24 protein-coding genes, 1 pseudogene and 1 riboswitch are annotated in these 21,620 nt (G+C 61.5%); of the genes and pseudogenes, 11 read left to right on the plus strand and 14 right to left on the minus strand.

What is annotated here, in order from left to right; genetic code table 11:
• Nucleotides 1–11: 11 nt before the first annotated feature.
• The 9 genes from rapZ to BLU76_RS28075 form a co-directional block, all read right to left on the minus strand.
• Nucleotides 12–869, minus strand: coding sequence for an RNase adapter RapZ (gene rapZ / locus BLU76_RS28035; RefSeq protein WP_003197845.1), 858 nt, complete (start codon nucleotides 867–869; stop codon nucleotides 12–14).
• Between the two features lie 2 nt (nucleotides 870–871).
• Nucleotides 872–1,336, minus strand: coding sequence for a PTS IIA-like nitrogen regulatory protein PtsN (gene ptsN, locus BLU76_RS28040; protein WP_003197847.1), 465 nt, complete (start codon nucleotides 1,334–1,336; stop codon nucleotides 872–874).
• Between the two features lie 12 nt (nucleotides 1,337–1,348).
• Nucleotides 1,349–1,657, minus strand: a complete 309-nt coding sequence (gene hpf, locus BLU76_RS28045; protein WP_003178005.1) for a ribosome hibernation-promoting factor, HPF/YfiA family — start codon at nucleotides 1,655–1,657, stop codon at nucleotides 1,349–1,351.
• A gap of 76 nt (nucleotides 1,658–1,733) precedes the next feature.
• Nucleotides 1,734–3,227 carry an RNA polymerase factor sigma-54 gene (locus BLU76_RS28050; RefSeq protein WP_092225352.1) on the minus strand — a complete coding sequence of 498 codons (1,494 nt, stop codon included), beginning with the start codon at nucleotides 3,225–3,227 and terminating at the stop codon, nucleotides 1,734–1,736.
• Between the two features lie 164 nt (nucleotides 3,228–3,391).
• Nucleotides 3,392–4,117 (minus strand): LPS export ABC transporter ATP-binding protein, encoded by a 726-nt coding sequence (lptB, locus tag BLU76_RS28055; protein ID WP_063322913.1) that lies wholly within the window; start codon nucleotides 4,115–4,117, stop codon nucleotides 3,392–3,394.
• Complete coding sequence (lptA, locus tag BLU76_RS28060; RefSeq protein WP_063322912.1) at nucleotides 4,117–4,668, minus strand: lipopolysaccharide transport periplasmic protein LptA; 552 nt, start codon at nucleotides 4,666–4,668, stop codon at nucleotides 4,117–4,119. The genes lptB and lptA overlap by 1 nt, the downstream gene beginning before the upstream one ends.
• Nucleotides 4,655–5,224, minus strand: coding sequence for an LPS export ABC transporter periplasmic protein LptC (lptC, locus tag BLU76_RS28065; RefSeq protein WP_063322911.1), 570 nt, complete (start codon nucleotides 5,222–5,224; stop codon nucleotides 4,655–4,657). Before lptC ends, lptA begins: the two co-directional genes overlap by 14 nt.
• Before the next feature lie 7 nt (nucleotides 5,225–5,231).
• Nucleotides 5,232–5,756, minus strand: coding sequence for a KdsC family phosphatase (locus tag BLU76_RS28070; RefSeq protein WP_063322910.1), 525 nt, complete (start codon nucleotides 5,754–5,756; stop codon nucleotides 5,232–5,234).
• Nucleotides 5,757–6,731: a KpsF/GutQ family sugar-phosphate isomerase gene (locus BLU76_RS28075; protein ID WP_092225354.1), complete on the minus strand. Its 975-nt coding sequence runs from the start codon at nucleotides 6,729–6,731 to the stop codon at nucleotides 5,757–5,759.
• Nucleotides 6,732–7,005: 274 nt separating this feature from the next.
• On the opposite strand from BLU76_RS28075, the gene BLU76_RS28080 reads away from it, so the two are divergent.
• The 10 genes from BLU76_RS28080 to hisC all read left to right on the plus strand — a co-directional run bounded on the left by BLU76_RS28080 (nucleotide 7,006) and on the right by hisC (nucleotide 15,087).
• On the plus strand, nucleotides 7,006–7,815 hold the full coding sequence (locus BLU76_RS28080) for an ATP-binding cassette domain-containing protein (RefSeq protein ID WP_072346979.1): 810 nt from the start codon (nucleotides 7,006–7,008) through the stop codon (nucleotides 7,813–7,815).
• Nucleotides 7,815–8,612 carry a lipid asymmetry maintenance ABC transporter permease subunit MlaE gene (gene mlaE / locus BLU76_RS28085; RefSeq protein ID WP_046063856.1) on the plus strand — a complete coding sequence of 266 codons (798 nt, stop codon included), beginning with the start codon at nucleotides 7,815–7,817 and terminating at the stop codon, nucleotides 8,610–8,612. The genes BLU76_RS28080 and mlaE overlap by 1 nt, the downstream gene beginning before the upstream one ends.
• Nucleotides 8,612–9,079, plus strand: coding sequence for an outer membrane lipid asymmetry maintenance protein MlaD (mlaD, locus tag BLU76_RS28090; protein WP_003178020.1), 468 nt, complete (start codon nucleotides 8,612–8,614; stop codon nucleotides 9,077–9,079). Before mlaE ends, mlaD begins: the two co-directional genes overlap by 1 nt.
• A gap of 11 nt (nucleotides 9,080–9,090) precedes the next feature.
• Complete coding sequence (locus BLU76_RS28095; protein ID WP_063322906.1) at nucleotides 9,091–9,744, plus strand: MlaC/ttg2D family ABC transporter substrate-binding protein; 654 nt, start codon at nucleotides 9,091–9,093, stop codon at nucleotides 9,742–9,744.
• An 8-nt stretch (nucleotides 9,745–9,752) separates the two neighbouring features.
• Entirely contained in the window at nucleotides 9,753–10,058 is a 306-nt protein-coding gene (locus BLU76_RS28100; RefSeq protein WP_063325164.1) for an STAS domain-containing protein, read from the plus strand.
• A gap of 223 nt (nucleotides 10,059–10,281) precedes the next feature.
• On the plus strand, nucleotides 10,282–10,521 hold the full coding sequence (locus BLU76_RS28105; protein WP_092225356.1) for a BolA family protein: 240 nt from the start codon (nucleotides 10,282–10,284) through the stop codon (nucleotides 10,519–10,521).
• A 22-nt stretch (nucleotides 10,522–10,543) separates the two neighbouring features.
• A complete protein-coding gene (gene murA / locus BLU76_RS28110; protein WP_003197868.1) occupies nucleotides 10,544–11,809 on the plus strand; it encodes a UDP-N-acetylglucosamine 1-carboxyvinyltransferase in 1,266 nt (421 codons plus the stop codon).
• Nucleotides 11,810–11,936: 127 nt separating this feature from the next.
• Entirely contained in the window at nucleotides 11,937–12,572 is a 636-nt protein-coding gene (gene hisG, locus BLU76_RS28115) for an ATP phosphoribosyltransferase (RefSeq protein ID WP_003197870.1), read from the plus strand.
• Nucleotides 12,573–12,695: 123 nt separating this feature from the next.
• Nucleotides 12,696–14,033: a histidinol dehydrogenase gene (hisD, locus tag BLU76_RS28120; protein WP_063322905.1), complete on the plus strand. Its 1,338-nt coding sequence runs from the start codon at nucleotides 12,696–12,698 to the stop codon at nucleotides 14,031–14,033.
• Nucleotide 14,034: 1 nt separating this feature from the next.
• The gene (hisC, locus tag BLU76_RS28125) at nucleotides 14,035–15,087 is read left to right on the plus strand and encodes a histidinol-phosphate transaminase (protein WP_092225358.1); all 1,053 of its coding nucleotides are present in this window, start codon (nucleotides 14,035–14,037) and stop codon (nucleotides 15,085–15,087) included.
• Nucleotides 15,088–15,275: 188 nt separating this feature from the next.
• Here the strand turns inward: hisC and BLU76_RS32440 are convergent, their stop codons facing one another.
• Nucleotides 15,276–16,118 (minus strand): methyl-accepting chemotaxis protein, encoded by an 843-nt coding sequence (locus BLU76_RS32440; protein ID WP_371914905.1) that lies wholly within the window; start codon nucleotides 16,116–16,118, stop codon nucleotides 15,276–15,278.
• 15 nt (nucleotides 16,119–16,133) lie between these two features.
• A pseudogene (locus BLU76_RS32445) lies at nucleotides 16,134–17,414 on the minus strand (HAMP domain-containing protein); the annotation flags it as partial.
• 217 nt (nucleotides 17,415–17,631) lie between these two features.
• Here BLU76_RS32445 and BLU76_RS28135 point away from each other — a divergent pair.
• Nucleotides 17,632–18,447 carry a M48 family metallopeptidase gene (locus BLU76_RS28135; RefSeq protein WP_092149017.1) on the plus strand — a complete coding sequence of 272 codons (816 nt, stop codon included), beginning with the start codon at nucleotides 17,632–17,634 and terminating at the stop codon, nucleotides 18,445–18,447.
• 141 nt (nucleotides 18,448–18,588) lie between these two features.
• Here the strand turns inward: BLU76_RS28135 and BLU76_RS28140 are convergent, their stop codons facing one another.
• The 3 genes from BLU76_RS28140 to BLU76_RS28150 all read right to left on the minus strand — a co-directional run bounded on the left by BLU76_RS28140 (nucleotide 18,589) and on the right by BLU76_RS28150 (nucleotide 21,444).
• Nucleotides 18,589–19,173, minus strand: coding sequence for a TMEM165/GDT1 family protein (locus BLU76_RS28140; protein WP_063322901.1), 585 nt, complete (start codon nucleotides 19,171–19,173; stop codon nucleotides 18,589–18,591).
• 89 nt (nucleotides 19,174–19,262) lie between these two features.
• Nucleotides 19,263–19,383, minus strand: a riboswitch (yybP-ykoY riboswitch).
• Nucleotides 19,384–19,435: 52 nt separating this feature from the next.
• Complete coding sequence (locus tag BLU76_RS28145) at nucleotides 19,436–20,434, minus strand: class I SAM-dependent methyltransferase (RefSeq protein ID WP_092225362.1); 999 nt, start codon at nucleotides 20,432–20,434, stop codon at nucleotides 19,436–19,438.
• Between the two features lie 44 nt (nucleotides 20,435–20,478).
• Complete coding sequence (locus BLU76_RS28150; protein WP_092225364.1) at nucleotides 20,479–21,444, minus strand: 2-hydroxyacid dehydrogenase; 966 nt, start codon at nucleotides 21,442–21,444, stop codon at nucleotides 20,479–20,481.
• Nucleotides 21,445–21,620 lie beyond the last annotated feature (176 nt).

Below are 21,620 nucleotides of genomic sequence, written 5' to 3' on the forward strand. Positions count from 1 at the left end.
ATGTGAATCCTTTAGCTGAGGTCGCGGTGGCGAACCTGGACGTTCTTCAGGGATTGTTGCAGGAGTTGACCCAGGCGTTCGGTCAGGTAGACGGAGCGGTGATGACCGCCAGTACAACCGATGGCGATCGTGACATAGGCGCGATTGCTCGCGGCAAAGCGGGGTAGCCATTTGAGCAGGTAGCTGGAGATGTCCTGGTACATTTCTTCGACATCCGGCTGGGCGGCCAGGTAGTCGATCACCGGTTGGTCGAGCCCGGACTGAGCGCGCAATTCCGGTTTCCAATAAGGATTGGGCAGGCAGCGCACATCGAACACCAGGTCGGCGTCTACGGGCATGCCACGCTTGAAACCAAACGACTCCACCAGGAACGCCGTGCCCGGCTCGGGTTGGTTGAGCAGGCGCAGCTTGATGGTGTCGCGCAACTGATACAGGTTCAGGTGCGTGGTGTTGACCTTCAGGTCTGCCAGGTCGGCGATCGGCCCCAGTAGCTGGCTTTCATCCTCGATGGCTTCGGCCAGCGAACGGTTGGCATTGCTCAGTGGGTGGCGTCGGCGGGTTTCGGAAAAACGCTTGAGCAGTGTCTCTTCATCGGCATCCAGGTACAGCACGTCGCATTGGATATGCCGGCTGCGCACTTCCTCGAGCAGTTCAGGAAAGCGCGACAGGTGGCTTGGCAGGTTACGCGCATCGATCGACACCGCTACCAGCGGCTGTGCCAACTCGGTGTGGATCAGGGCGCGCTCGGCCAGTTCCGGCAGCAGGCCGGCGGGCAGGTTGTCGATGCAATAGTAGCCGCTGTCCTCAAGCACGTTGAGGGCCGTGCTTTTACCGGAGCCGGAGCGACCACTGACAATGATCATGCGCATTTTTAATGACCGTTCTGCTCGTCCAGGACAACCTGGTACAACGCTTCGTTGCTCGGTGCGCTGCGCAGTTTTTCGCGCACTTCCTTGCGGTCCAGCATGCTGGCAATCTGGCGCAGCAGCTCGAGGTGCGCATCGGTCGCCGCTTCCGGTACCAGCAATACAAACAGCAGGTCGACCGGGGCGCCGTCGATGGCGTCGAAATCTATAGCAGTTTCAAGGTGCAACAGCGCGCTGATCGGCGCGGCACAACCCTTGAGACGGCAGTGGGGAATGGCGATGCCGTTGCCAAAACCGGTGGAGCCGAGTTTTTCACGGGCAACCAAGGCCTCGAAGACGTCCTGCATTTCCAGATCCGGAACCTCGCGGTGGATCAGGTTGGCAATGTGTTCGAGGGCTTTCTTTTTACTGCCGCCCGGCGCGTTCACCTGGGAACGGCCGGGGGTCAGGATGGTTTCTAGTCGGATCATGGATTGGGGGGGTTAACGACCGGTTGCGCCCTGGAGGAGGCTCTGGGTCTTTTCCTTATGCTTTTTGAGTTGGCGATCCAGCTTGTCGGTCAGCAGGTCAATCGCGGCATACATGTCTGTGTGCTCTGCGTTGGCAACCACTTCTCCGCCGGGGATATGCAGCGTGGCTTCGATTTTCTGCAGCAGCTTCTCGACGTTCATTGTGACTTGCACGTTGGTGATCTTGTCGAAATGCCTCTCCAATCGGTCGAGTTTTTCGCCGATGTAGGTGCGCAGGGGTTCGGTCACTTCCAGTTGGTGTCCACTGATGTTGACTTGCATACAGCTTCTCCTTCGTTGCCAGTGCATAAAGCGGCAGGCAGAAATACCTGCCACTGGAACGCTGTGGCGTGGCCTGTTACATCAACCGCTTGCGTTCGCTCGAAGGCGCGATCCCGAGGGATTCGCGGTATTTGGCGACGGTGCGGCGGGCCACCTGAATGCCTTGTGCCTCCAGTAAACCAGCGATCTTGCTGTCACTCAACGGCTTTTTCTGATTTTCCGCGGCCACCAGTTTTTTGATGATCGCGCGGATGGCCGTGGACGAGCATTCGCCGCCTTCGGAGGTGCTGACGTGGCTGGAGAAAAAGTATTTCAATTCATAGATACCCCGAGGGGTATGCATGAATTTCTGGGTGGTTACCCGGGAAATCGTCGACTCGTGCATGCCCACTGCCTCGGCAATGTCATGCAGGACCAACGGTTTCATCGCTTCATCGCCGTACTCCAGGAAGCCGCGCTGATGCTCGACGATCTGGGTGGCAACTTTCATCAGGGTTTCGTTGCGGCTTTGCAGGCTCTTGATGAACCAGCGCGCTTCCTGCAACTGGTTGCGCATGAAGGTGTTGTCGGCACTGGTGTCGGCACGCTTCACAAAGCCGGCGTACTGGGCGTTGACCCGCAGCTTGGGCACCGACTCCTGGTTGAGCTCCACCAGCCAGCGATCATTGTGCTTGCGCACGATCACGTCGGGGACTACATATTCGGGTTCGGTGGATTCGATCTGCGAGCCGGGGCGCGGGTTGAGGCTCTGCACCAGTTCGATGACCTGGCGCAGTTCATCTTCCTTGAGCTTCATGCGACGCATCAGTTGGCTGTAGTCGCGGCCGCCCAACAGGTCGATGTAATCGGTGACCAGCCGCTTGGCTTCGGCCAGCCACGGTGTCTTGGCGGACAACTGGCGCAGTTGCAGCAACAGGCACTCGCCCAGGCTGCGGGCGCCAATGCCGGCCGGTTCGAACTGCTGGATGCGATGAAGGACGGCTTCGATCTCGTCCAGCTCGATGTCGAGCTCGGGGTCGAAGGCTTCCAGGATTTCTTCGAGGGTCTCGTCCAGGTAGCCTTGGTTGTTGATGCAGTCGATCAGGGTCACGGCGATCAGGCGATCGGTGTCGGACATCGGCGCCAGGTTCAACTGCCACAGCAGGTGGCTTTGCAGGCTTTCGCCCGCAGAGGTGCGGGTGGTGAAGTCCCACTCGTCGTCATCGCTGCTTGGCAGGCTGCTGGCGCTGGTCTGGTAGACGTCTTCCCAGGCCGTGTCCACGGGCAGTTCGTTGGGGATGCGTTCGTTCCATTCGCCGTCCTCGAGGTTGTCCACCGTCGGGGCGGTTTCCTGGTAGGTCGGTTCCGGGATTTCGGTGTTGGTCTTCTGCTCGACGTTGTCGGCCAGCGGATCGGTGTTGTCGAAGTCGTCGCCTTCTTCCTGGCGTTCGAGCATCGGATTGGACTCCAGGGCCTCCTGGATTTCCTGCTGCAGGTCCAGGGTCGACAATTGGAGCAGGCGGATGGCCTGTTGCAGCTGCGGTGTCATCGTCAGCTGCTGGCCCATTCTCAAGACTAGCGATGGTTTCATGGCAGGGGCTTAACACCTTATTAGCCGGCGCACATGCGCCATCCACTACAGGGCGCCGAAGCGCCAAACTTAAGCAAATTATATGCCTGAAACTGAAGTGTTTGCCTAGAGCGTCGCCACAATAAAATTAAACGACGCTCGGACAATTCGCCAGACACTTGTGATTACAGGCGGAACTCATGGCCCAGATACACTTCCTTGACCAGCTCATTGGCCAGGATGGCTGCGGAGTCGCCTTCGGCGATCAGTTGGCCATCGTTGACAATGTAGGCGGTTTCACAGATATCCAGCGTCTCGCGCACGTTGTGGTCAGTGATCAGCACGCCGATCCCCTTGGCCTTGAGGTGATGGATGATCTGCTTGATATCACCTACCGAGATCGGGTCCACGCCAGCGAACGGTTCGTCGAGCAGGATGAACTTCGGTGCGGTGGCCAGGGCGCGGGCAATTTCCGCGCGACGCCGCTCACCGCCGGACAGGCTCATGCCCAGGTTGTCGCGAATATGGCTGATGTGGAATTCCTGCAGCAGGCTTTCCAACTCCTGGCGACGGCCGGCCTTGTCGAGTTCCTTGCGGGTCTCGAGGATCGCCATGATGTTGTCGGCAACCGACAGTTTGCGGAAGATCGATGCTTCTTGCGGCAAATAGCCGATACCTGCCTTCGCCCGGCCGTGCATCGGCTGGTGGCTGACATCCACGTCGTCGATCAACACGCGACCCTGATCGGCCTGGACCAGGCCGACGATCATGTAGAAGCAGGTGGTCTTGCCCGCGCCGTTGGGGCCGAGCAGGCCGACGATCTGGCCGCTGTCGATGGACAGGCTGACATCACGCACGACTTGACGGCTCTTGTAGCTCTTGGCCAGGTGCTGAGCTTTCAGAGTTGCCATTACTGGGCCTTCTGCTCGTCGGTTTTCTTTTTCGGTTGGATCACCATGTCGATCCGCGGACGCGACTCGGTCACCTTGCTGCCGGTGGCGCGACCGGCGCTGGCGAGTTTCTTGTTGGTGTCGTAGACGATTTTCTCGCCTTGGGTCACGTTGTTGTCCTTGTCAACGACCTTGGCGCGGTCGATCAGGACGACGCGATCCTGGGAGGCGTGGTACTGGATGGTTACCCCGTAACCCTGCACAGGCTTGGTATCGCCTGCGGTTTGCAACTGCTCGAAATAGGCCAGGTTGCCCACCGAGGTCACCACGTCGATGTCGCCGGACTGGGTGCGGGTGATGGTCACGGTATTGCCGGTGACCTTCATCGAGCCCTGGGTGATGATCACGTCGCCTTTATAGGTGGCCACGCCATTCTTGTCGTCGAGCTGGGCGTCGTCGGCCTGGATGCGGATAGGCTGGTTGCGGTCGTCGGGAAGAGCCCAGGCGCTCGCGCTTCCCAGTGCTGCTGCGCCCAGACTGAGCAAAATAGGGAGGGTTTTAGCGAGCTTCATACTGTCCTCTTACGTTCGATAGCAGGTGTATCCTGCTTTCCTTCAAATACGCTTTCATTCCCGTGCCGGTCGATACACCCCCGGCGCCGTCGATTCTAACGGGTTGCTCGGTCTGCGCATATTCTTGCTGTGGGAACACGGTCATGCGCGTGCTGGTGATGATGGTCGTACGGTTTTTCTCGTCGGTTCGGGCGATGCGCACCGAGTCGATCAGTTCCACTTCGGTGCCGCCGGAATTGACTTCGGCATGCTCGCTCTGCACATGCCACGGAAACTCGGTGCCGCGGAACATGTTCAGGTCGGGCTTGGTGACCAGCGTAATGTCAGTGGCCTTTACGTGGTCGACCTTGTCGGACGTCATCTCGTACTGCACTTTGCCGTCGGGCAGGTACTGCAGGGTATGCGTGTTGGTCGCGTACCAGTCGATCTTTTCCTCGATCTGGGCCGCAGGCCGGTCGAGAAACCGTTCGGGGCTGATGTTCCAGTAGCCCACCGCAGCAAAAATCGCCGCGATACAGCCGAACACCACGATGGTGCGAATCTTCTTGCTCAGCATAAATGGCTCACAGGTACGCGGCGTTGGCCGCTTCGAGGTGGCCCTGGGCGCGCAGGATCAGTTCACAGAATTCGCGGGCCGCACCTTCGCCGCCTCGCGCCGTGGTGACGCCGTGGGCGTGCTCGCGGACGAAGCTGGCCGCGTTGGCGACCGCCATGCCCAGGCCGACCCGGCGAATCACCGGCAGGTCTGGCAGGTCGTCACCGAGGTAGGCCACCTGTTCATAGCTTAGGTTGAGTTGACCCAGAAGCTCGTCCAGCACCACCAGTTTGTCTTCGCGCCCCTGGTAAAGGTGCGGGATGCCGAGGTTCTTCGCGCGCCGCTCGACCACTGGGGTCTTGCGGCCGCTGATGATAGCGGTCTGCACGCCGGCGGCCATCAACATCTTGATGCCTTGGCCGTCGAGGGTGTTGAACGTCTTGAACTCGCTGCCGTCTTCAAGGAAGTACAGGCGACCGTCGGTCAGCACGCCGTCCACATCGAAAACCGCCAGCTTGATGGCTTGGCCGCGTTGCAACAGGTCTGTGTTCATTTACATGACTCCCGCACGCAGCAAATCGTGCATGTTCAGGGCGCCCACCGGACGGTCTTCGCCGTCGACGACCACCAGGGCGCTGATCTTGTGGTCTTCCATGATCTTCAGGGCCTCGGCGGCGAGCATCTCGGCGCGGGCGGTCTTGCCGTGGGGCGTCATGACTTGCTCGATGGTCGCACTGTGGATGTCGATGGTGCGGTCCAGGGTGCGGCGCAGGTCGCCGTCGGTGAAGATCCCGGCGAGCTTGCCGTCGGTCTCCAGGACCACCGTCATGCCCAGCCCTTTGCGGGTCATTTCCATGAGGGCGTCCTTGAGCAGCGTGCCGCGCAGCACTTGTGGCAAATCCTGGCCAGCGTGCATCACGTTTTCGACTTTCAGCAGCAGGCGACGGCCGAGGGCGCCACCGGGATGGGAAAATGCGAAATCTTCCGCGGTGAAGCCCCGGGCTTCCAGCAGCGCCACGGCCAGGGCGTCGCCCATGACCAGGGCCGCGGTGGTGGAGGAGGTCGGTGCCAGGTTCAGCGGGCAGGCTTCGTGTTCGACATGAACATTGAGGTTGACTTCGGCGGCCTTGGCCAGCGGCGAGCCCGGGTTGCCGGTCATGCTGATCAACTGGATGCCCAGGCGCTTGATCAGCGGCAGCAGCGTTATGATCTCATTGGTGGAGCCGGAGTTGGACAGGGCCAGGATGACGTCGTCCCGGGTGATCATGCCCATGTCTCCGTGGCTGGCTTCGGCCGGATGGACAAAAAAGGCCGTGGTGCCGGTGCTGGCGAGGGTGGCGGCGATCTTGTTGCCGATGTGCCCGGACTTGCCCATGCCGACCACGACCACCCGGCCTTTGCTGGCCAGAATCATCTCGCAGGCGCGTACGAAATTAGCGTCGATATGGGGCAGCAAGCCTTGCACGGCTTCGAGCTCGAGGCGGATGGTACGTTGTGCCGATTGAATCAGGTCGCTGGATTGGCTCATGTCAGAAATCGTATAGCCCGATGAAAAGGCGGCGATTATAGCGGCAATGAACAATTCCCTCACGTAAGTTCGTCATGCTTTGTTCGGGAGGCCGCAAGGTTCGACATAAAATGTGGCTTTTAACCTTAAGCCAGGCTTAACAGGCGGGGCGTTGGCCTTGGGCGCTTGGCCGTTGCAGTGATATAGTTCGCCGCCGGTTCGCATGCCCGGCGGTACCGGCGCTTGTCGGCTGCCCAGGGCATTCGAATGTGAGGCTGCATCGCAAGGAGTTTAGATGAGTGCCGACAACGCCTACGCGGTCGAGCTGAAGGGACTGTCCTTCAAGCGAGGGACGCGCAGCATTTTCAATGACATCGATATTCGCATTCCGCGCGGCAAGGTCACCGGCATCATGGGGCCTTCCGGGTGTGGCAAGACCACGCTGTTGCGGCTGATCGGGGCACAACTGCGCCCCAGCGCCGGCGAAGTCTGGGTCAATGGTCAGAATCTTCCCCAGTTGTCTCGCAGCGACCTGTTCGATGCGCGCAAGCACATGGGCGTGCTGTTCCAGAGTGGCGCGCTGTTTACCGATCTCGATGTGTTCGAGAACGTGGCGTTCCCGTTGCGGGTCCATACCGAGCTGCCGGAAGAGATGATCCGCGACATCGTCCTGCTCAAGTTGCAGGCCGTCGGGCTGCGGGGCGCCCTCGACCTGATGCCTGACGAGCTGTCCGGCGGCATGAAGCGGCGGGTCGCGCTGGCGCGGGCGATTGCCCTCGATCCGAAGATCCTCATGTACGACGAACCCTTCGTCGGGCAGGACCCGATCGCCATGGGTGTGCTCGTGCGCCTGATCCGCCTGCTCAACGATGCGCTGGGCATCACCAGCATCGTGGTCTCCCACGACCTGGCCGAAACCGCGAGCATTGCCGACTATATCTATGTGGTTGGCGATAGCCAGGTGCTGGGGCAGGGCACGCCTCAGGAACTGGCGGATTCTGACAATCCGCGCATTCGCCAATTCATGAAGGGTGATCCGGACGGGCCGGTGGCGTTCCATTTTCCGGCCACGGATTACCGTACCGATCTGCTGGGGAAGCGCTGATGCGCAAGAAATCACTGTTGGAAAGAATTCGCCTGTTTGGTCGCTCGGGTATCGACGTGGTGGCGGTACTGGGCCGCTCCTCGCTGTTCCTGATGCACGCCTTGCTCGGTCGCAACTCGACGGGCGGCGGTTTTGGCCTGCTGGTCAAGCAGTTGCACTCGGTGGGCGTGATGTCCCTGGTGATCATCGTGGTCTCCGGGATCTTCATCGGCATGGTGCTGGCGCTGCAAGGCTTCAGCATTTTGTCCAGCTACGGTTCGGAGCAGGCGGTCGGGCAGATGGTTGCGTTGACGCTGCTGCGTGAGCTCGGCCCCGTGGTAACGGCGCTACTGTTCGCCGGGCGTGCCGGTTCGGCGCTGACGGCCGAAATCGGTAACATGAAGTCCACCGAGCAGTTGTCCAGCCTGGAAATGATTGGTGTCGACCCGCTCAAGTACATCATTGCCCCGCGCCTGTGGGCCGGTTTCATTTCCCTGCCGGTGCTGGCGATGATTTTCAGCGTCGTGGGGATCTGGGGCGGCTCGTGGGTGGCTGTCGACTGGCTTGGGGTCTATGAGGGTTCCTACTGGTCGAACATGCAAAACAGCGTCGACTTCCTCGACGATGTCCTCAATGGCGTGATCAAAAGTGCCGTATTCGCTTTCGTCGTGACCTGGATCGCCGTGTTTCAAGGCTATGACTGTGAGCCCACGTCAGAGGGGATCAGCCGTGCCACAACCAAGACCGTGGTGTACGCCTCGTTGGCGGTCCTGGGCCTCGACTTTATTCTGACCGCCTTGATGTTTGGAGATTTCTGATGCAAAACCGCACCCTGGAAATCGGTGTCGGCCTTTTCTTGCTGGCTGGCATCCTGGCTTTGCTGTTGCTGGCCCTGCGGGTCAGTGGACTGGCGCCGACGGCAAGCACCGATACTTATAAACTTTATGCCAACTTTGACAATATCGCCGGTTTGACGGTCAGAGCAAAGGTGACCATGGCCGGTGTCACTATCGGCAAGGTCACGGCAATCGATCTGAATCGCGAGGATTTCACCGGTCGGGTGACGCTGCAGTTGGAAAAGCGCGTGGATAACCTGCCGACTGATTCCACTGCATCTATCCTCACGGCTGGGCTGCTGGGTGAGAAATACATTGGCATCAGCGTGGGTGGGGAAGACACCGTGCTCAAGGACGGTGGTGTCATCCACGACACGCAGTCGTCCCTGGTGCTCGAGGACCTGATCGGTAAATTCCTGCTCAATACCGTTAGCAAAGACGCCAAATGAGGAGCTTTTGAATGATCTCTATCTTGCGACGTGGCCTGTTGGTGCTGCTTGCCGCGCTGCCGTTGATGGCTAACGCCGTGGCTGCGCCTTCGGCCCATGACATCATCCAGGACACGACGACCCGGCTGTTGGCGGACCTTTCCGCCAACAAAGAGAAGTACAAGCAGGACCCGAGTGCGTTCTATGACGCGCTGAACGGCATCGTCGGCCCCGTTGTGGACGCCGACGGCATCTCCAGGAGCATCATGACCGTCAAGTACTCGCGCAAGGCGAGTCCGGCACAGATGACTCGTTTCCAGGAGAACTTCAAGCGCAGCCTGATGCAGTTCTATGGCAACGCCTTGCTTGAGTACAACAACCAGGGCATCACCGTTTCGCCGGCCAAGGACGAAAGTGGCACCCGCACCAGCGTCGACATGCAGGTCAAGGGTAACAACGGCGCGATCTACCCTGTTTCCTACACTCTCGAGAAAATCAACGACGAGTGGAAGGTGCGCAACGTGATCATCAATGGCATCAACATCGGCAAGCTGTTCCGCGATCAGTTCGCCGACGCGATGCAGCGCAATGGCAACGATCTGGACAAGACCATCAACGGTTGGGCCGGTGAGGTCGCCAAGGCCAAGGAAGTGGCCGAAGAAGCCGAAGAGAAGCAGGCGCAATGATCGAGTCGGTGAGTGAATCGGCCGTTCGTCTGGGTGAGGCTGGCGTGCTGATGCTCAGTGGCGTGCTGGATTACCGCACGGGCCCGGCCCTGCGCAAGGAGGGCCAGGCGCTGATCAAGTCCATCAGTGCCGCCGAGGTGGTCATTGACTGCTCGGCGGTGCAGAAGTCCAGCAGCGTCGGCCTGTCGCTGCTGCTGTGCTTCATGCGGGACGCCAAGGCTGCCGGCAAAACGTGGAGCATCCGTGGGATGCCCGAAGACATGCGCGAAATAGCCCAGGTCAGCGAGCTGACCGAGTTGTTGGCGCACCCCTGACCCATTGTGGCGAGGGAGCTTGCTCCCGCTGGCCGCGCAGCGGCCCCTGCTTTTATTGGGGCTGCTTTGCAGCCAGGCGGGAGCAAGCGCCCTCGCCATGATGATTCACGCAAGCAAGTGGCCAGCGTTACTCGTCAGAGTCCTGCTTCGCGGGGTTCGCAGGCGCGGGGCTTTTTTGTATGATGTGCGACCCGCGCGCACAGGGCGCCGATTGAGGTTGAGCATGCAGGCTGTAGAAGTGAAGAGCTTCCTAGAAGGAAAGCTGCCTGGTACGCAGGTGGAAGTTGAAGGCGAAGGCTGCAACTTCCAGCTGAACGTGATCAGCGATGAACTGGCGGCGTTGAGCCCAGTGAAGCGTCAGCAGAGCATCTATGCCCATTTGAACCCATGGATCGCCGATGGCAGCATCCACGCGGTCACGATGAAATTTTTCAGCAGCGCGGCCTGGGCCGGGCGCACCTGAGCCCAAGGGCCTCGAGATTCTTATGGATAAACTGATTATTACCGGCGGCGTTCGTCTTGATGGCGAAATCCGTATTTCCGGGGCAAAGAACTCCGCCCTGCCGATCCTGGCCGCGACCCTGCTATGTGATGGCCCGGTGACCGTGGCCAACCTGCCGCACCTGCACGACATCACCACGATGATCGAGCTGTTCGGCCGCATGGGCATCGAGCCGGTGATCGACGAGAAGCTCAGCGTCGAGATCGACCCGCGCACCATCAAGACCCTGGTCGCCCCGTACGAGCTGGTGAAGACCATGCGTGCGTCGATCCTGGTATTGGGCCCGATGGTCGCCCGTTTCGGTGAAGCCGAAGTCGCCTTGCCTGGCGGTTGCGCCATTGGCTCGCGCCCGGTGGACCTGCACATTCGCGGCCTGGAAGCCATGGGCGCGGTAATCGACGTCGAAGGCGGCTACATCAAGGCCAAGGCGCCGGAAGGCGGCTTGCGCGGCGCGCACTTCTTCTTCGATACCGTCAGTGTGACCGGGACCGAGAACATCATGATGGCCGCCGCACTGGCCAAGGGCCGCAGCGTGCTGCAAAACGCCGCACGCGAGCCTGAAGTGGTCGACCTGGCGAACTTCCTGATCGCCATGGGCGCCAAGATCAGCGGCGCCGGCACCGATACCATCACCATCGATGGCGTCGAGCGCCTGCATTCGGCCACCTACAAAGTGATGCCGGACCGGATCGAAACCGGTACCTACCTGGTGGCCGCTGCGGTCACCGGTGGCCGCGTCAAGGTCAAGGACACCGATCCGACCATCCTTGAAGCCGTCCTGGAGAAACTCAAGGAAGCCGGTGCCGAAGTCACCTGCGGCGAAGACTGGATCGAAGTGAACATGCACGGCAAGCGGCCAAAAGCCGTCAACGTGCGGACCGCTCCATACCCGGCGTTCCCGACCGACATGCAGGCGCAGTTCATCTCCCTCAACGCCATTGCCGAAGGCACGGGTGCGGTGATCGAGACGATCTTCGAAAACCGTTTCATGCACGTCTACGAACTGCACCGCATGGGCGCCAAGATCCAGGTGGAAGGCAACACGGCCATCGTGACCGGCACCGAGAAGCTCAAGGGCGCGCCAGTGATGGCCACCGACCTGCGGGCCTCGGCCAGCCTGGTCATCTCGGCCCTGGTTGCCGAAGGCGATACCCTGATCGATCGCATCTACCACATCGACCGTGGTTATGAGTGCATCGAAGAGAAACTGCAGATGCTCGGCGCCAAGATCCGCCGCGTGCCGGGCTAGTTCCGGCTGCATGGGCGCAGGGACGCGTCCGTTGATTTCGTTTTATCGAGGGTGGTTGCACCCTCGATGTGTGTCTGGCGCCGCTTGCGACCGGGCATGAGTACCTTGATAAGGACTGACGTTTCCCATGTTGACCATCGCACTGTCCAAGGGCCGCATCCTTGACGACACCCTGCCGCTTCTGGCTGAAGCGGGCATTGTGCCGACCGAGAATCCGGACAAGAGCCGCAAGCTGATCATCCCCACGACCCAGGCCGATGTGCGCTTGCTGATCGTGCGTGCCACCGATGTGCCGACCTACGTGGAACATGGCGCCGCCGACCTGGGCGTTGCCGGCAAGGACGTGCTGATGGAATACGGCGGCCAGGGCCTGTACGAGCCCCTGGACCTGCAGATTGCCCGCTGCAAGCTGATGACCGCCGGTAAAGTCGGCGCGCCGGAGCCCAAAGGGCGTTTGCGCGTGGCGACCAAGTTCGTCAACATTGCCAAGCGTTATTACGCCGAGCAGGGCCGTCAGGTCGATATCATCAAGTTGTACGGTTCGATGGAACTGGCGCCGCTGATCGGCCTGGCGGACAAGATCATCGACGTGGTCGACACGGGCAACACCCTGCGGGCCAATGGCCTGGAACCCCAGGATTTCATCGCCGACATCACCTCCCGGCTGATCGTCAACAAGGCTTCGATGAAAATGCAGCACGCCCGTATCCAGGCTCTGATCGATACCCTGCGCAAGGCAGTGGAATCGCGACACCGCGGCTGATTCACCTGCGCGACCTTGAGTCGCGCCCGTCTATCCGTGTCATAGCCAATTTTCTCAGGTGCCCACGCGAATGGACTGGTAGCTTAGGGCGCCTGAGCATTTGCCATTAATGAGGCCTTCGCTATGACCGCTCCCACTTCGATTCGCCGTCTCAACGCTGTCGACCCGGATTTCGCACATCATCTGGATCATCTGCTGAGCTGGGAAAGCGTGTCTGACGACTCGGTCAATCAGCGGGTGCTGGACATCATCAAGGCTGTGCGCGAGCGTGGCGATGCCGCCCTGGTGGAATTCACCCAGAAGTTCGACGGCCTGCAAGTGGCGTCCATGGCCGACCTGATCCTGCCGCGCGAGCGCCTGGAACTGGCCCTGACCCGGATCACCGTGCCCCAGCGCGAAGCCCTGGAAAAAGCCGCGTCGCGGGTGCGCGACTATCACGAAAGGCAGAAACAGGACTCCTGGAGCTACACCGAAGCCGACGGCACGGTGCTGGGCCAGAAGGTCACGCCGCTGGACCGCGCCGGCCTGTACGTGCCGGGTGGCAAGGCGTCCTATCCGTCCTCGGTGCTGATGAACGCGATCCCGGCCAAGGTCGCCGGCGTGACCGAAGTGGTCATGGTCGTCCCGACCCCGCGGGGTGAAATCAACGAGCTGGTGCTGGCCGCCGCTTGCATTGCCGGCGTGGACCGGGTGTTCACCATTGGCGGTGCCCAGGCCGTGGCTGCGCTGGCCTATGGCACCGAAAGCGTGCCGCGGGTCGACAAGGTGGTCGGGCCGGGCAACATCTATGTCGCCACCGCCAAGCGCCACGTGTTTGGCCAGGTCGGCATCGACATGATCGCCGGCCCTTCGGAAATCCTCGTGGTGTGCGATGGCCAGACCGATCCGGACTGGATCGCCATGGACCTGTTTTCCCAGGCCGAGCACGACGAAGACGCCCAGGCGATCCTGGTCAGCCCGGACGCCGAGTTCCTCGACAAGGTCGCCGCCAGCATCGACAAGCTGCTGCCGACCATGGACCGCGCCGAAATCATCAACACCTCGATCAACGGCCGTGGGGCGCTGATCCATGTCCGCGACATGGAACAGGCCATCGAAGTCGCCAACCGTATCGCGCCGGAACACTTGGAGTTGTCGGTCGCCGACCCGCAGGCCTGGTTGCCGCAGATCCGTCACGCCGGTGCGATCTTCATGGGCCGCCACACCAGTGAGGCCCTGGGCGATTACTGCGCAGGTCCCAACCACGTGTTGCCGACCTCCGGCACCGCGCGCTTCTCGTCGCCGCTGGGGGTGTATGACTTCCAGAAGCGTTCGTCGATCATCTTCTGCTCCGAGCAGGGCGCATCCGAACTGGGCAAGACCGCTTCGGTGCTGGCCCGTGGCGAATCGCTGAGCGCCCACGCGCGCAGTGCCGAGTACCGCATTCTTGACGAGCCTTCCATTGAAGGGCAGGGGAACTGAAATGAGTAAATTCTGGAGCCCGTTCGTCAAGAACCTGGTGCCCTACGTGCCGGGTGAACAGCCGAAGCTGACCCGGTTGGTCAAGCTCAACACCAACGAGAATCCCTACGGCCCATCGCCCAAGGCCCTGGCGGCGATGCAGACCGAGCTGAACGACAACCTGCGCCTGTATCCGGATCCCAACAGCGACCTGCTCAAAGGCGCCGTGGCCCGCTATTACGGCGTGCAGAGCAACCAGGTGTTCCTGGGTAATGGCTCGGATGAAGTGCTGGCGCACATTTTTCACGGCCTGTTGCAACATGACCAGCCGCTGTTGTTCCCCGACATCAGCTACAGCTTCTATCCAGTGTATTGCGGGCTGTACGGCATTCAGTTCGATGCGGTGCCGCTGGATTCGCAATTCCAGATCGACCCGGCAGACTACGCCAAACCCAATGGCGGGATCATTTTCCCCAACCCGAACGCGCCGACCGGCTGCTTGCTGGCGCTGGAAGCGGTTGAGCAGATCCTCAAGGCCAACCCGGATTCGGTGGTGGTGGTCGACGAGGCCTATATCGACTTCGGCGGCGAGACGGCCATCAGCCTGGTGGATCGCTATCCGAACCTGCTGGTGACCCAGACCTTGTCCAAGTCCCGCTCCCTGGCGGGGCTGCGCGTGGGCCTGGCGGTGGGCCATCCGGAGCTGATCGAAGCGCTGGAGCGGATCAAGAACAGCTTCAACTCCTACCCGCTGGATCGCCTGGCGAATGTCGGCGGCGCGGCGGCGTTCGATGATCGCGAGTATTTCGATCGGACTTGCCGGTTAGTCATCGAGCACCGTGAATGGGTCGTGGCCCAACTGCAAGCCAAGGGCTTTGAAGTGCTGCCCTCGGCGGCCAACTTCATCTTCGCCCGCCACCCTCGGCACGATGCGGCAGGGTTGGCGGCGAAACTGCGGGAACAGGGGGTGATCGTGCGGCACTTCAAGCAGGAGCGGATTGCCCAATTCCTGCGGATCAGCATCGGTACACCGGAGCAGAACCAGGCCCTGATCGAAGCCCTCGGCGAACTCTGAAACCCTGAAAATCCCCTGTGGGAGCAGGCTTGCCCGCGAAGGCGTAGTGTCAGTCGCTTCGATGTTGGCTGAACCGACGCCATCGCGAGCAAGCTCGCTCCCACAGTTGTTTTGGGGTGTTCGCACTGTCGGCGTTCCACCGCCAATCCCTCTGTGGGAGCGAGCGTGCTCGCGATGGGGCCTTCGGATCAGACCCTGAACTGATTGATCAGCCGCCGCTGCTGCTCCGCCAGTTTGGTCAACCCGGCGCTGGCCGCGCTGGATTCGTCGGCGCCGCTGGCGACTTCGTTCGCCACTTGCCCGATGTTGATCACGTTACGGTTGATGTCGTCGGCTACGGCGCTTTGTTCCTCGGCGGCGCTGGCGATCTGGGTGTTCATGTCGTTGATCACCGACACGGCCTGGGTGATCGTTTCCAGGGCCTGGGCCGCTTTCGCCGCATGCTGCACGCTTTCGTCGGTGCGGGTCTGGCTGTCTTCCATCACCCGCACCACATCCCGGGTGCCTTGTTGCAACTGTTGGATCATCGTCTGGATTTCTTCGGTCGCCTGTTGCGTCTTCTGCGCCAGGTTGCGCACTTCATCGGCGACTACCGCGAAACCACGGCCCTGTTCACCGGCCCGGGCGGCTTCGATGGCGGCGTTGAGGGCGAGCAGGTTGGTCTGCTCGGCGATTCCGCGGATGGCGGTGAGGATCGCGTTGATGTTCTCGCTGTCCTTGGCCAGGGTCTGTACCACGCCCACCGCCTTGCCGATTTCCACGGCCAGGGCACCGATGGAGGTGGAAGTGTCCCGCACGATCTGCATGCCCTGGCTGGCAGCCTGGTCTGCATGGCTGGCGGCCTGGGCGGCTTGGGTCGCGTTGCGGGCCACGTCCTGGGCGGTGGCGGTCATTTCGTGCACGGCGGTGGCGACTTGATCGATCTCTGACATCTGCTTGTGCACGCCCTGGTTGGTGCGGATCGCGATATCGGCGGTGTGCTCCGACGAATCGCTGACGCTCTGCACCGAGGTCACCACCTGGGTGATCATGCCCTGCAACTTGCTCAGGAAGGTATTGAAGCCCCTGGCGATCGCCCCCAGCTCATCGGCGCGGTCGCTCACCAGGCGGCGGGTCAGGTCGCCTTCGCCCTGGGCGATGTCATCGAGCATCGCCACCATTTGCTTGAGTGGTCGGGCGATGCCGTGGCCCACCAGCCAGATCACCAGCAGACCGATGCCGGCAATCACCAGGCCCACTATCGCCATGCCGAAGATATCGGCCTGGCGCTGGTGGTCGAGGTCTTTCTGCAGCGCTTGCAGGTCGGCCATGACCGCGTTCAGTGGCAGCTGCAACATCAGCGTCCAGCGGGCGTTGGTCTCGCCGATGCCGAACGGCAGGTACACCTCGATATGCCCGTGTGCTTCGTCGATGTCATAGCGCACTTCGCCGACGCCCAGCTTGGCGAGGTTATCCAGTGCGCTGGCGTCCAGCAGGTCGCTGGCCTTTTCTCCGAGTTTGCTCGGGTCCTTGGTGAAGGCCACCAGTCGATTGTTGCTGGAGAGCAAGGCCATTTCCCCGGCGCCGTCGTACAACTTGCCATCGGCGGCCACGAGCATGTCCTGGATGAAGTTCACCGACAGGTCGGCGCCGACGATGCCCTGGAACTGGCCATCGATCATGATCGGTTCGATGAACGAGGCGAGCATGGTCATCGTGCTGCCAACGCGATAGGGCGCCGGGTCGATCACGCAGGCTTTCTTGCTGTCCTGGGAGCACAGGTAGTACTCACTGGCGCGGATGCCGGTGGACAGTAGTTTCTGGTCGGTCACGTCGGCGAGTTTTTCCAGGCCCAGGGAGCCGTCCTGGTTACGGAACCACCACGGCAGGAAACGCCCGTTGGTTTCCATGCCCACCACCTGGCTGTTCACATAGTTGGCGTCGTCGTGGTCGATGGCGTTCGGTTCCCAGGCGATGTAGGCACCGAGGATCTTCGGGTTGCGCACCACGGTTTCGCGCAACAGGCTGATCATTTGCTCGCGGGGCACCTTCAATTGCGGGTTGCCGTCCGTGCCGTTCATGCCCATCAAGGCGTTGCTGGTGGCCAGGCCGCGGGCGAGCAGTAGCGGGGCTTCCAGTTCCCGCTGGATCAGGCTCGCCTGGGTGCGGGCCAGGGCAGTGAGACGTTGTTCGATGAGTTGTTCGAACTGGGCCTTGGTCCGCTGTTGCACCATGTCCTGGGTGCGCGCGCCGACAAACAACGCGTACAGCACGAGGGCGCCCACCACGCTGAGCACGATGGCACCGGCCAGGGCGGCCACGGAAAACTGGATCGATCTGAATTTCATAAAGGCTCCGGACGCGGAAATGACGTCTGGAGCCGTTATCGGCGTTTCTGTGGCGCGGCATGAGGCGCTGTTCGTCGGGTGACTGTTTTAGCTGCGTAGGTGTCGCAAATGGACTGGGTGGGGTCTGTCCGAAAAACCTGTAATCCTTCGTTATGTATCTGGCGCCGATACAGATCAAGGCCTAGGATACGCCCACGTTTCCAGGGAGCTTTTTTACATGAACAAGACATTGATGGTGAGTGCTCTGAGCGCGGCGCTGCTGCTCACCGGTTGCCAGTCGGTCAACACCACCAGCGGCGGAGCCGTGGGCGTGGAACGCAAGCAGTACATGTTCAGCATGCTGTCGACCGATCAGGTCAACCAGATGTACGCCCAGTCCTATCAAAAGACGATGGGCGAGGCCAAGGCCCAGGGTGCGCTGGACAAGACCAGCAACGATGCCAAGCGCATCCAGGTCATTGCCGATCGCTTGATTGCCCAGGCGCCGATGTTCCGCCCGGATTCGGCCCAGTGGAACTGGGAAGTGAACCTGATCAAGAGCGACGAGCTCAACGCCAATTGCGGCCCTGGCGGCAAGATCATGTTCTACACCGGCCTGATCGACCAGTTGAAGCTGACCGACGCTGAAATCGCCGCGATCATGGGCCACGAAATCGCCCACGCCCTGCGCGAGCACGGGCGCGAAGCGATGTCCAAGGCCTATGGCATCGAGATGGCCAAGCAGGGCGCTGGTGCCTTGTTCGGCCTGGGCCAGGACAGCCTGGCGTTGGCCGACACCGTCGCCAACTATGGCATGACCTTGCCCAACAGCCGTGGCAACGAGAACGAAGCCGACCTGATCGGCCTCGAACTGGCCGCCCGCGCCGGCTACGACCCGAACGCGGCGATCACCTTGTGGAACAAGATGGCCAAGGCCTCGGAAGGCGCGCCACCGGAGTTCATGAGCACCCACCCGTCGTCGAGCAGCCGTATCGCTTCGTTGCAGGCGGCGATTCCGAAGGTGATGCCGCTTTATCAGCAGGCCAAGAAGTAAGCTTCATCATGCAGTAAAAGCTGTTTTTTTGTGGCGAGGGAGCTTGCTCCCGCTCGGTCGCGTAGCGGCCGCAAAAGCTTAGGGCTGCTTCGCAACCCAGCGGGAGCAAGCTCCCTCGCCACAGAACCTGCATCAACCTGATCAAACCCACCCGCTGCTCTGCATCGCCTTGTACACCGCCACGATCGCCAGGACGAAGAACGCCGAGGCGGCCAGGCGGCGGATCAGGGCCAGGGGCAGCTTCTCGGCGGCGAAATTGCCCGCCAGGACCACCGGCACGTTGGCAATCAACATGCCCACGGTGGTGCCGATGATGACCAACCACAACTCCGGGTATTGCGCGGCGAGCATCACCGTGGCGATCTGCGTCTTGTCGCCGATTTCCGCGAGGAAGAACGCAATCAGCGTGGTCAGGAATGGCCCGAACTTGCGGGCTGTGTTCGCTTCCTCATCGTCCAGTTTGTCCGGGACCAGGGTCCACAGCGCCGTGGCCGTGAAGCTTGCCGCCAGTATCCAGTGCAGCACCGCATCGGAGAAAAATCCGCTGACCCAGGCCCCTACTGCCCCGGCGGCTGCATGGTTGGCGAGTGTGGCGGCAATGATGCCGGCGATGATCGGCCAGGGTTTGCGAAAGCGAGCGGCCAGGATAAGTGCGAGCAATTGCGTCTTGTCGCCAATTTCGGCCAGCGCAACGATAGCGGTAGGTACGAGGAGTGAGTCCAGCATCAGGAATTCCTAAAGGGGCGGGTCGACACGGCTATGACACGTACAGCCTTCCCGCCCCGGGTAAGGTGTGCGTGTCATAGGTCTTGTCAAACCCAGCGACCATCTGCGTGGACGCTTGGGCCGCATACGCCATGGTCTGCTGACCAAGTATGTTGACGTATGCCGGGCGAGCATGGCGCTCGCGGGAGACTACTCCCCTAGGACGGAGCGGATTCTGCCTAGGCAAATCCGATTGGGCAAGTGCTGTTTTTTAAAAAAGGTTTCAGCCGCGCTTGGCCCGGTAGATGCGAAAACCCTGGCCCTCGGCCTTGATCGCACACACGCCTAGATGCTCTTCGATCAGCGGTTGATACTTGAGGAAACTGTTCGCCACCAAACGCAGTTCGCCACCATTTTTCAGATGTTTGGCCGCTTTTCGCAGCAGGTTTTCCGTTGCGTGGTAGTCGGTATGCACGCCGACATGGAATGGCGGGTTGCTCAAAATCGCGCTCAAACCCATCGGCGCGGCGTCGATCCCATCACCAGTCAGCACCTCGGCTTCCAGACCGTTGGCAGCCAGGGTCAGGCGACTGCTGGCGGCGGCGAATGCGTCCACGTCCAATAGGGTGACGGTGTTGTGCGGGTAGCGCCGCTTGACCGCCGCCCCCAGCACCCCGGCACCGCAGCCGAAGTCGAGCAAGTGCCCGCTGGGCAGTTTATCCAGGTGTTCCAACAGCAGCGCACTGCCGCGATCCAGGCGACCGTGGCTGAACACCCCCGGCAGGCTGATGACCTTCAGCGGGCCTTCGGCCAGGGGCAATTCGTAGGTCTGGGCCAGGCTTTCCAGGGGCTTGGCCTCGGGCGCGTTGGCGACGGTGACTTGCCACAGTTGGCAATGCCGCGCACTGTCGAGTTTGCGCGGCTTGCCGAACGGGTTGAGTTGCTTGGACGCGCCTTCGATGCCGCTGCGTTTTTCCCCCACCAGGTACACCTCGCGACCGGCCAGGCGCGCGGCCACGGCATTGAGGATGTAGTCGGTCAGGTCCTTGGCCTTGGGCAGGAACACCACGGCCGTGTCGAACCCACGCTCGGGCACGGTCACGCCAAAGTGGCTGCGCTCGGGAAAGCGAGCGTCCAGCGCCGCCTGATCGCCGGCATGCCAGCACCAGCCATGGGCCTCTGGCAAACGGCCGAGCAGATCGTCGGCGGGCAGGCCGGCCAACAACACCGAACCCCGGAATAACTCGGCCTGACGAAGCAGTACTTCACTGCGCGGATCCATGGTCTGCTCCTTGATAAAGCGGGTAAAAAAAGTGCGGCAGTTTATCAACTGACGACACGCCGCGCTGTACCGCTGAAAAAGCCCTGGGCGTTTTCACTCATTTGCCCGACGATCCGTTGCCGCGCCTCGCGGCTGCCCCAGGCGTTGTGCGGTGTGACAATCAAGCGTGGAATATCGCCGGCCAGCAGCGGGTTGCCTTGGGCCGGCGGCTCCACGCTGAGCACGTCGGTGGCGGCGCCCCCCAAGTGACCGTTGCGCAGGGCTTCGGCCAGGGCCTGTTCGTCGATCAGGCCGCCACGGGCGGTGTTGACCACGAATGCGCCGGGCTTGAGCTGCGCCAGTTCGCGAGCGCCGATGAAGTTCCGCGTGTGCTCGTTGAGCGGGCAGTGCAGGGTCAAGGCATCGACTTGCGGCAACAACTGCTCCAGCGGCAAGCGGTCGGGGCGGGCCGGGCGCCCGGGGATCTGCCCCAGCAGCACACGCATGCCAAAGGCTTCGGCCAGCCGCCCGACGGCGCTGCCCAATTCACCATGGCCCAGCAAACCCAGGGTCTTGCCTGCCAGCTCGACAATCGGATAGTCCAGCAGGCAGAACTGCGAAGCCAGTTGCCAGCGACCTTCACCCACCGCTTTTTGATAATCGGCCAAGCGCGTCGCCAGGTTCAGCAACAGCATGATGGTGTGCTGGGCCACCGACGGTGTGCCGTAACCCTGGCAATTGCACACCGTGATCCCATGGCTGCGGGCGGCGGCCAGGTCGATATTGTTGGTGCCGGTGGCGCTGATCAGGATCAGCTTCAGTTCGGGGCTGGCCGCCATGGCCTGTGCATCGATCACGATTTTGTTGGTAATCGCCACGGTGGCGCCCTTGAGCCGCTCGATGACCTGCTCCGGCGTGGTCCGGGCGAACAGTTGCAGGTCGCTGAAGCAGTTGCGCAGCGGGGCCAGGTCCAGGTCGCCGAGGTCCAGGGAAGGGTGGTCGAGGAAGACTGCGCGGGCGGTGTTCGTCATCAGCTGTACCTTTTATCTCAAGAATCGAAGGCGTAATGTGGCGAGCCTATCAGATGAAATGCGGCTGTGGCGGTGTGTATCCGTGGCGAGGGAGCTTGCTCCCGCTGGCCTGCGAAGCAGGCCCCAGTACACGGCATGCGACTGCTATGCAGTCGAGCGGGAGCAAGCTCCCTCGC

This window comes from Pseudomonas sp. NFACC08-1 (assembly GCF_900106735.1).
GTDB classification, from domain to species: Bacteria; Pseudomonadota; Gammaproteobacteria; order Pseudomonadales; family Pseudomonadaceae; genus Aquipseudomonas; species Aquipseudomonas fluorescens_Q.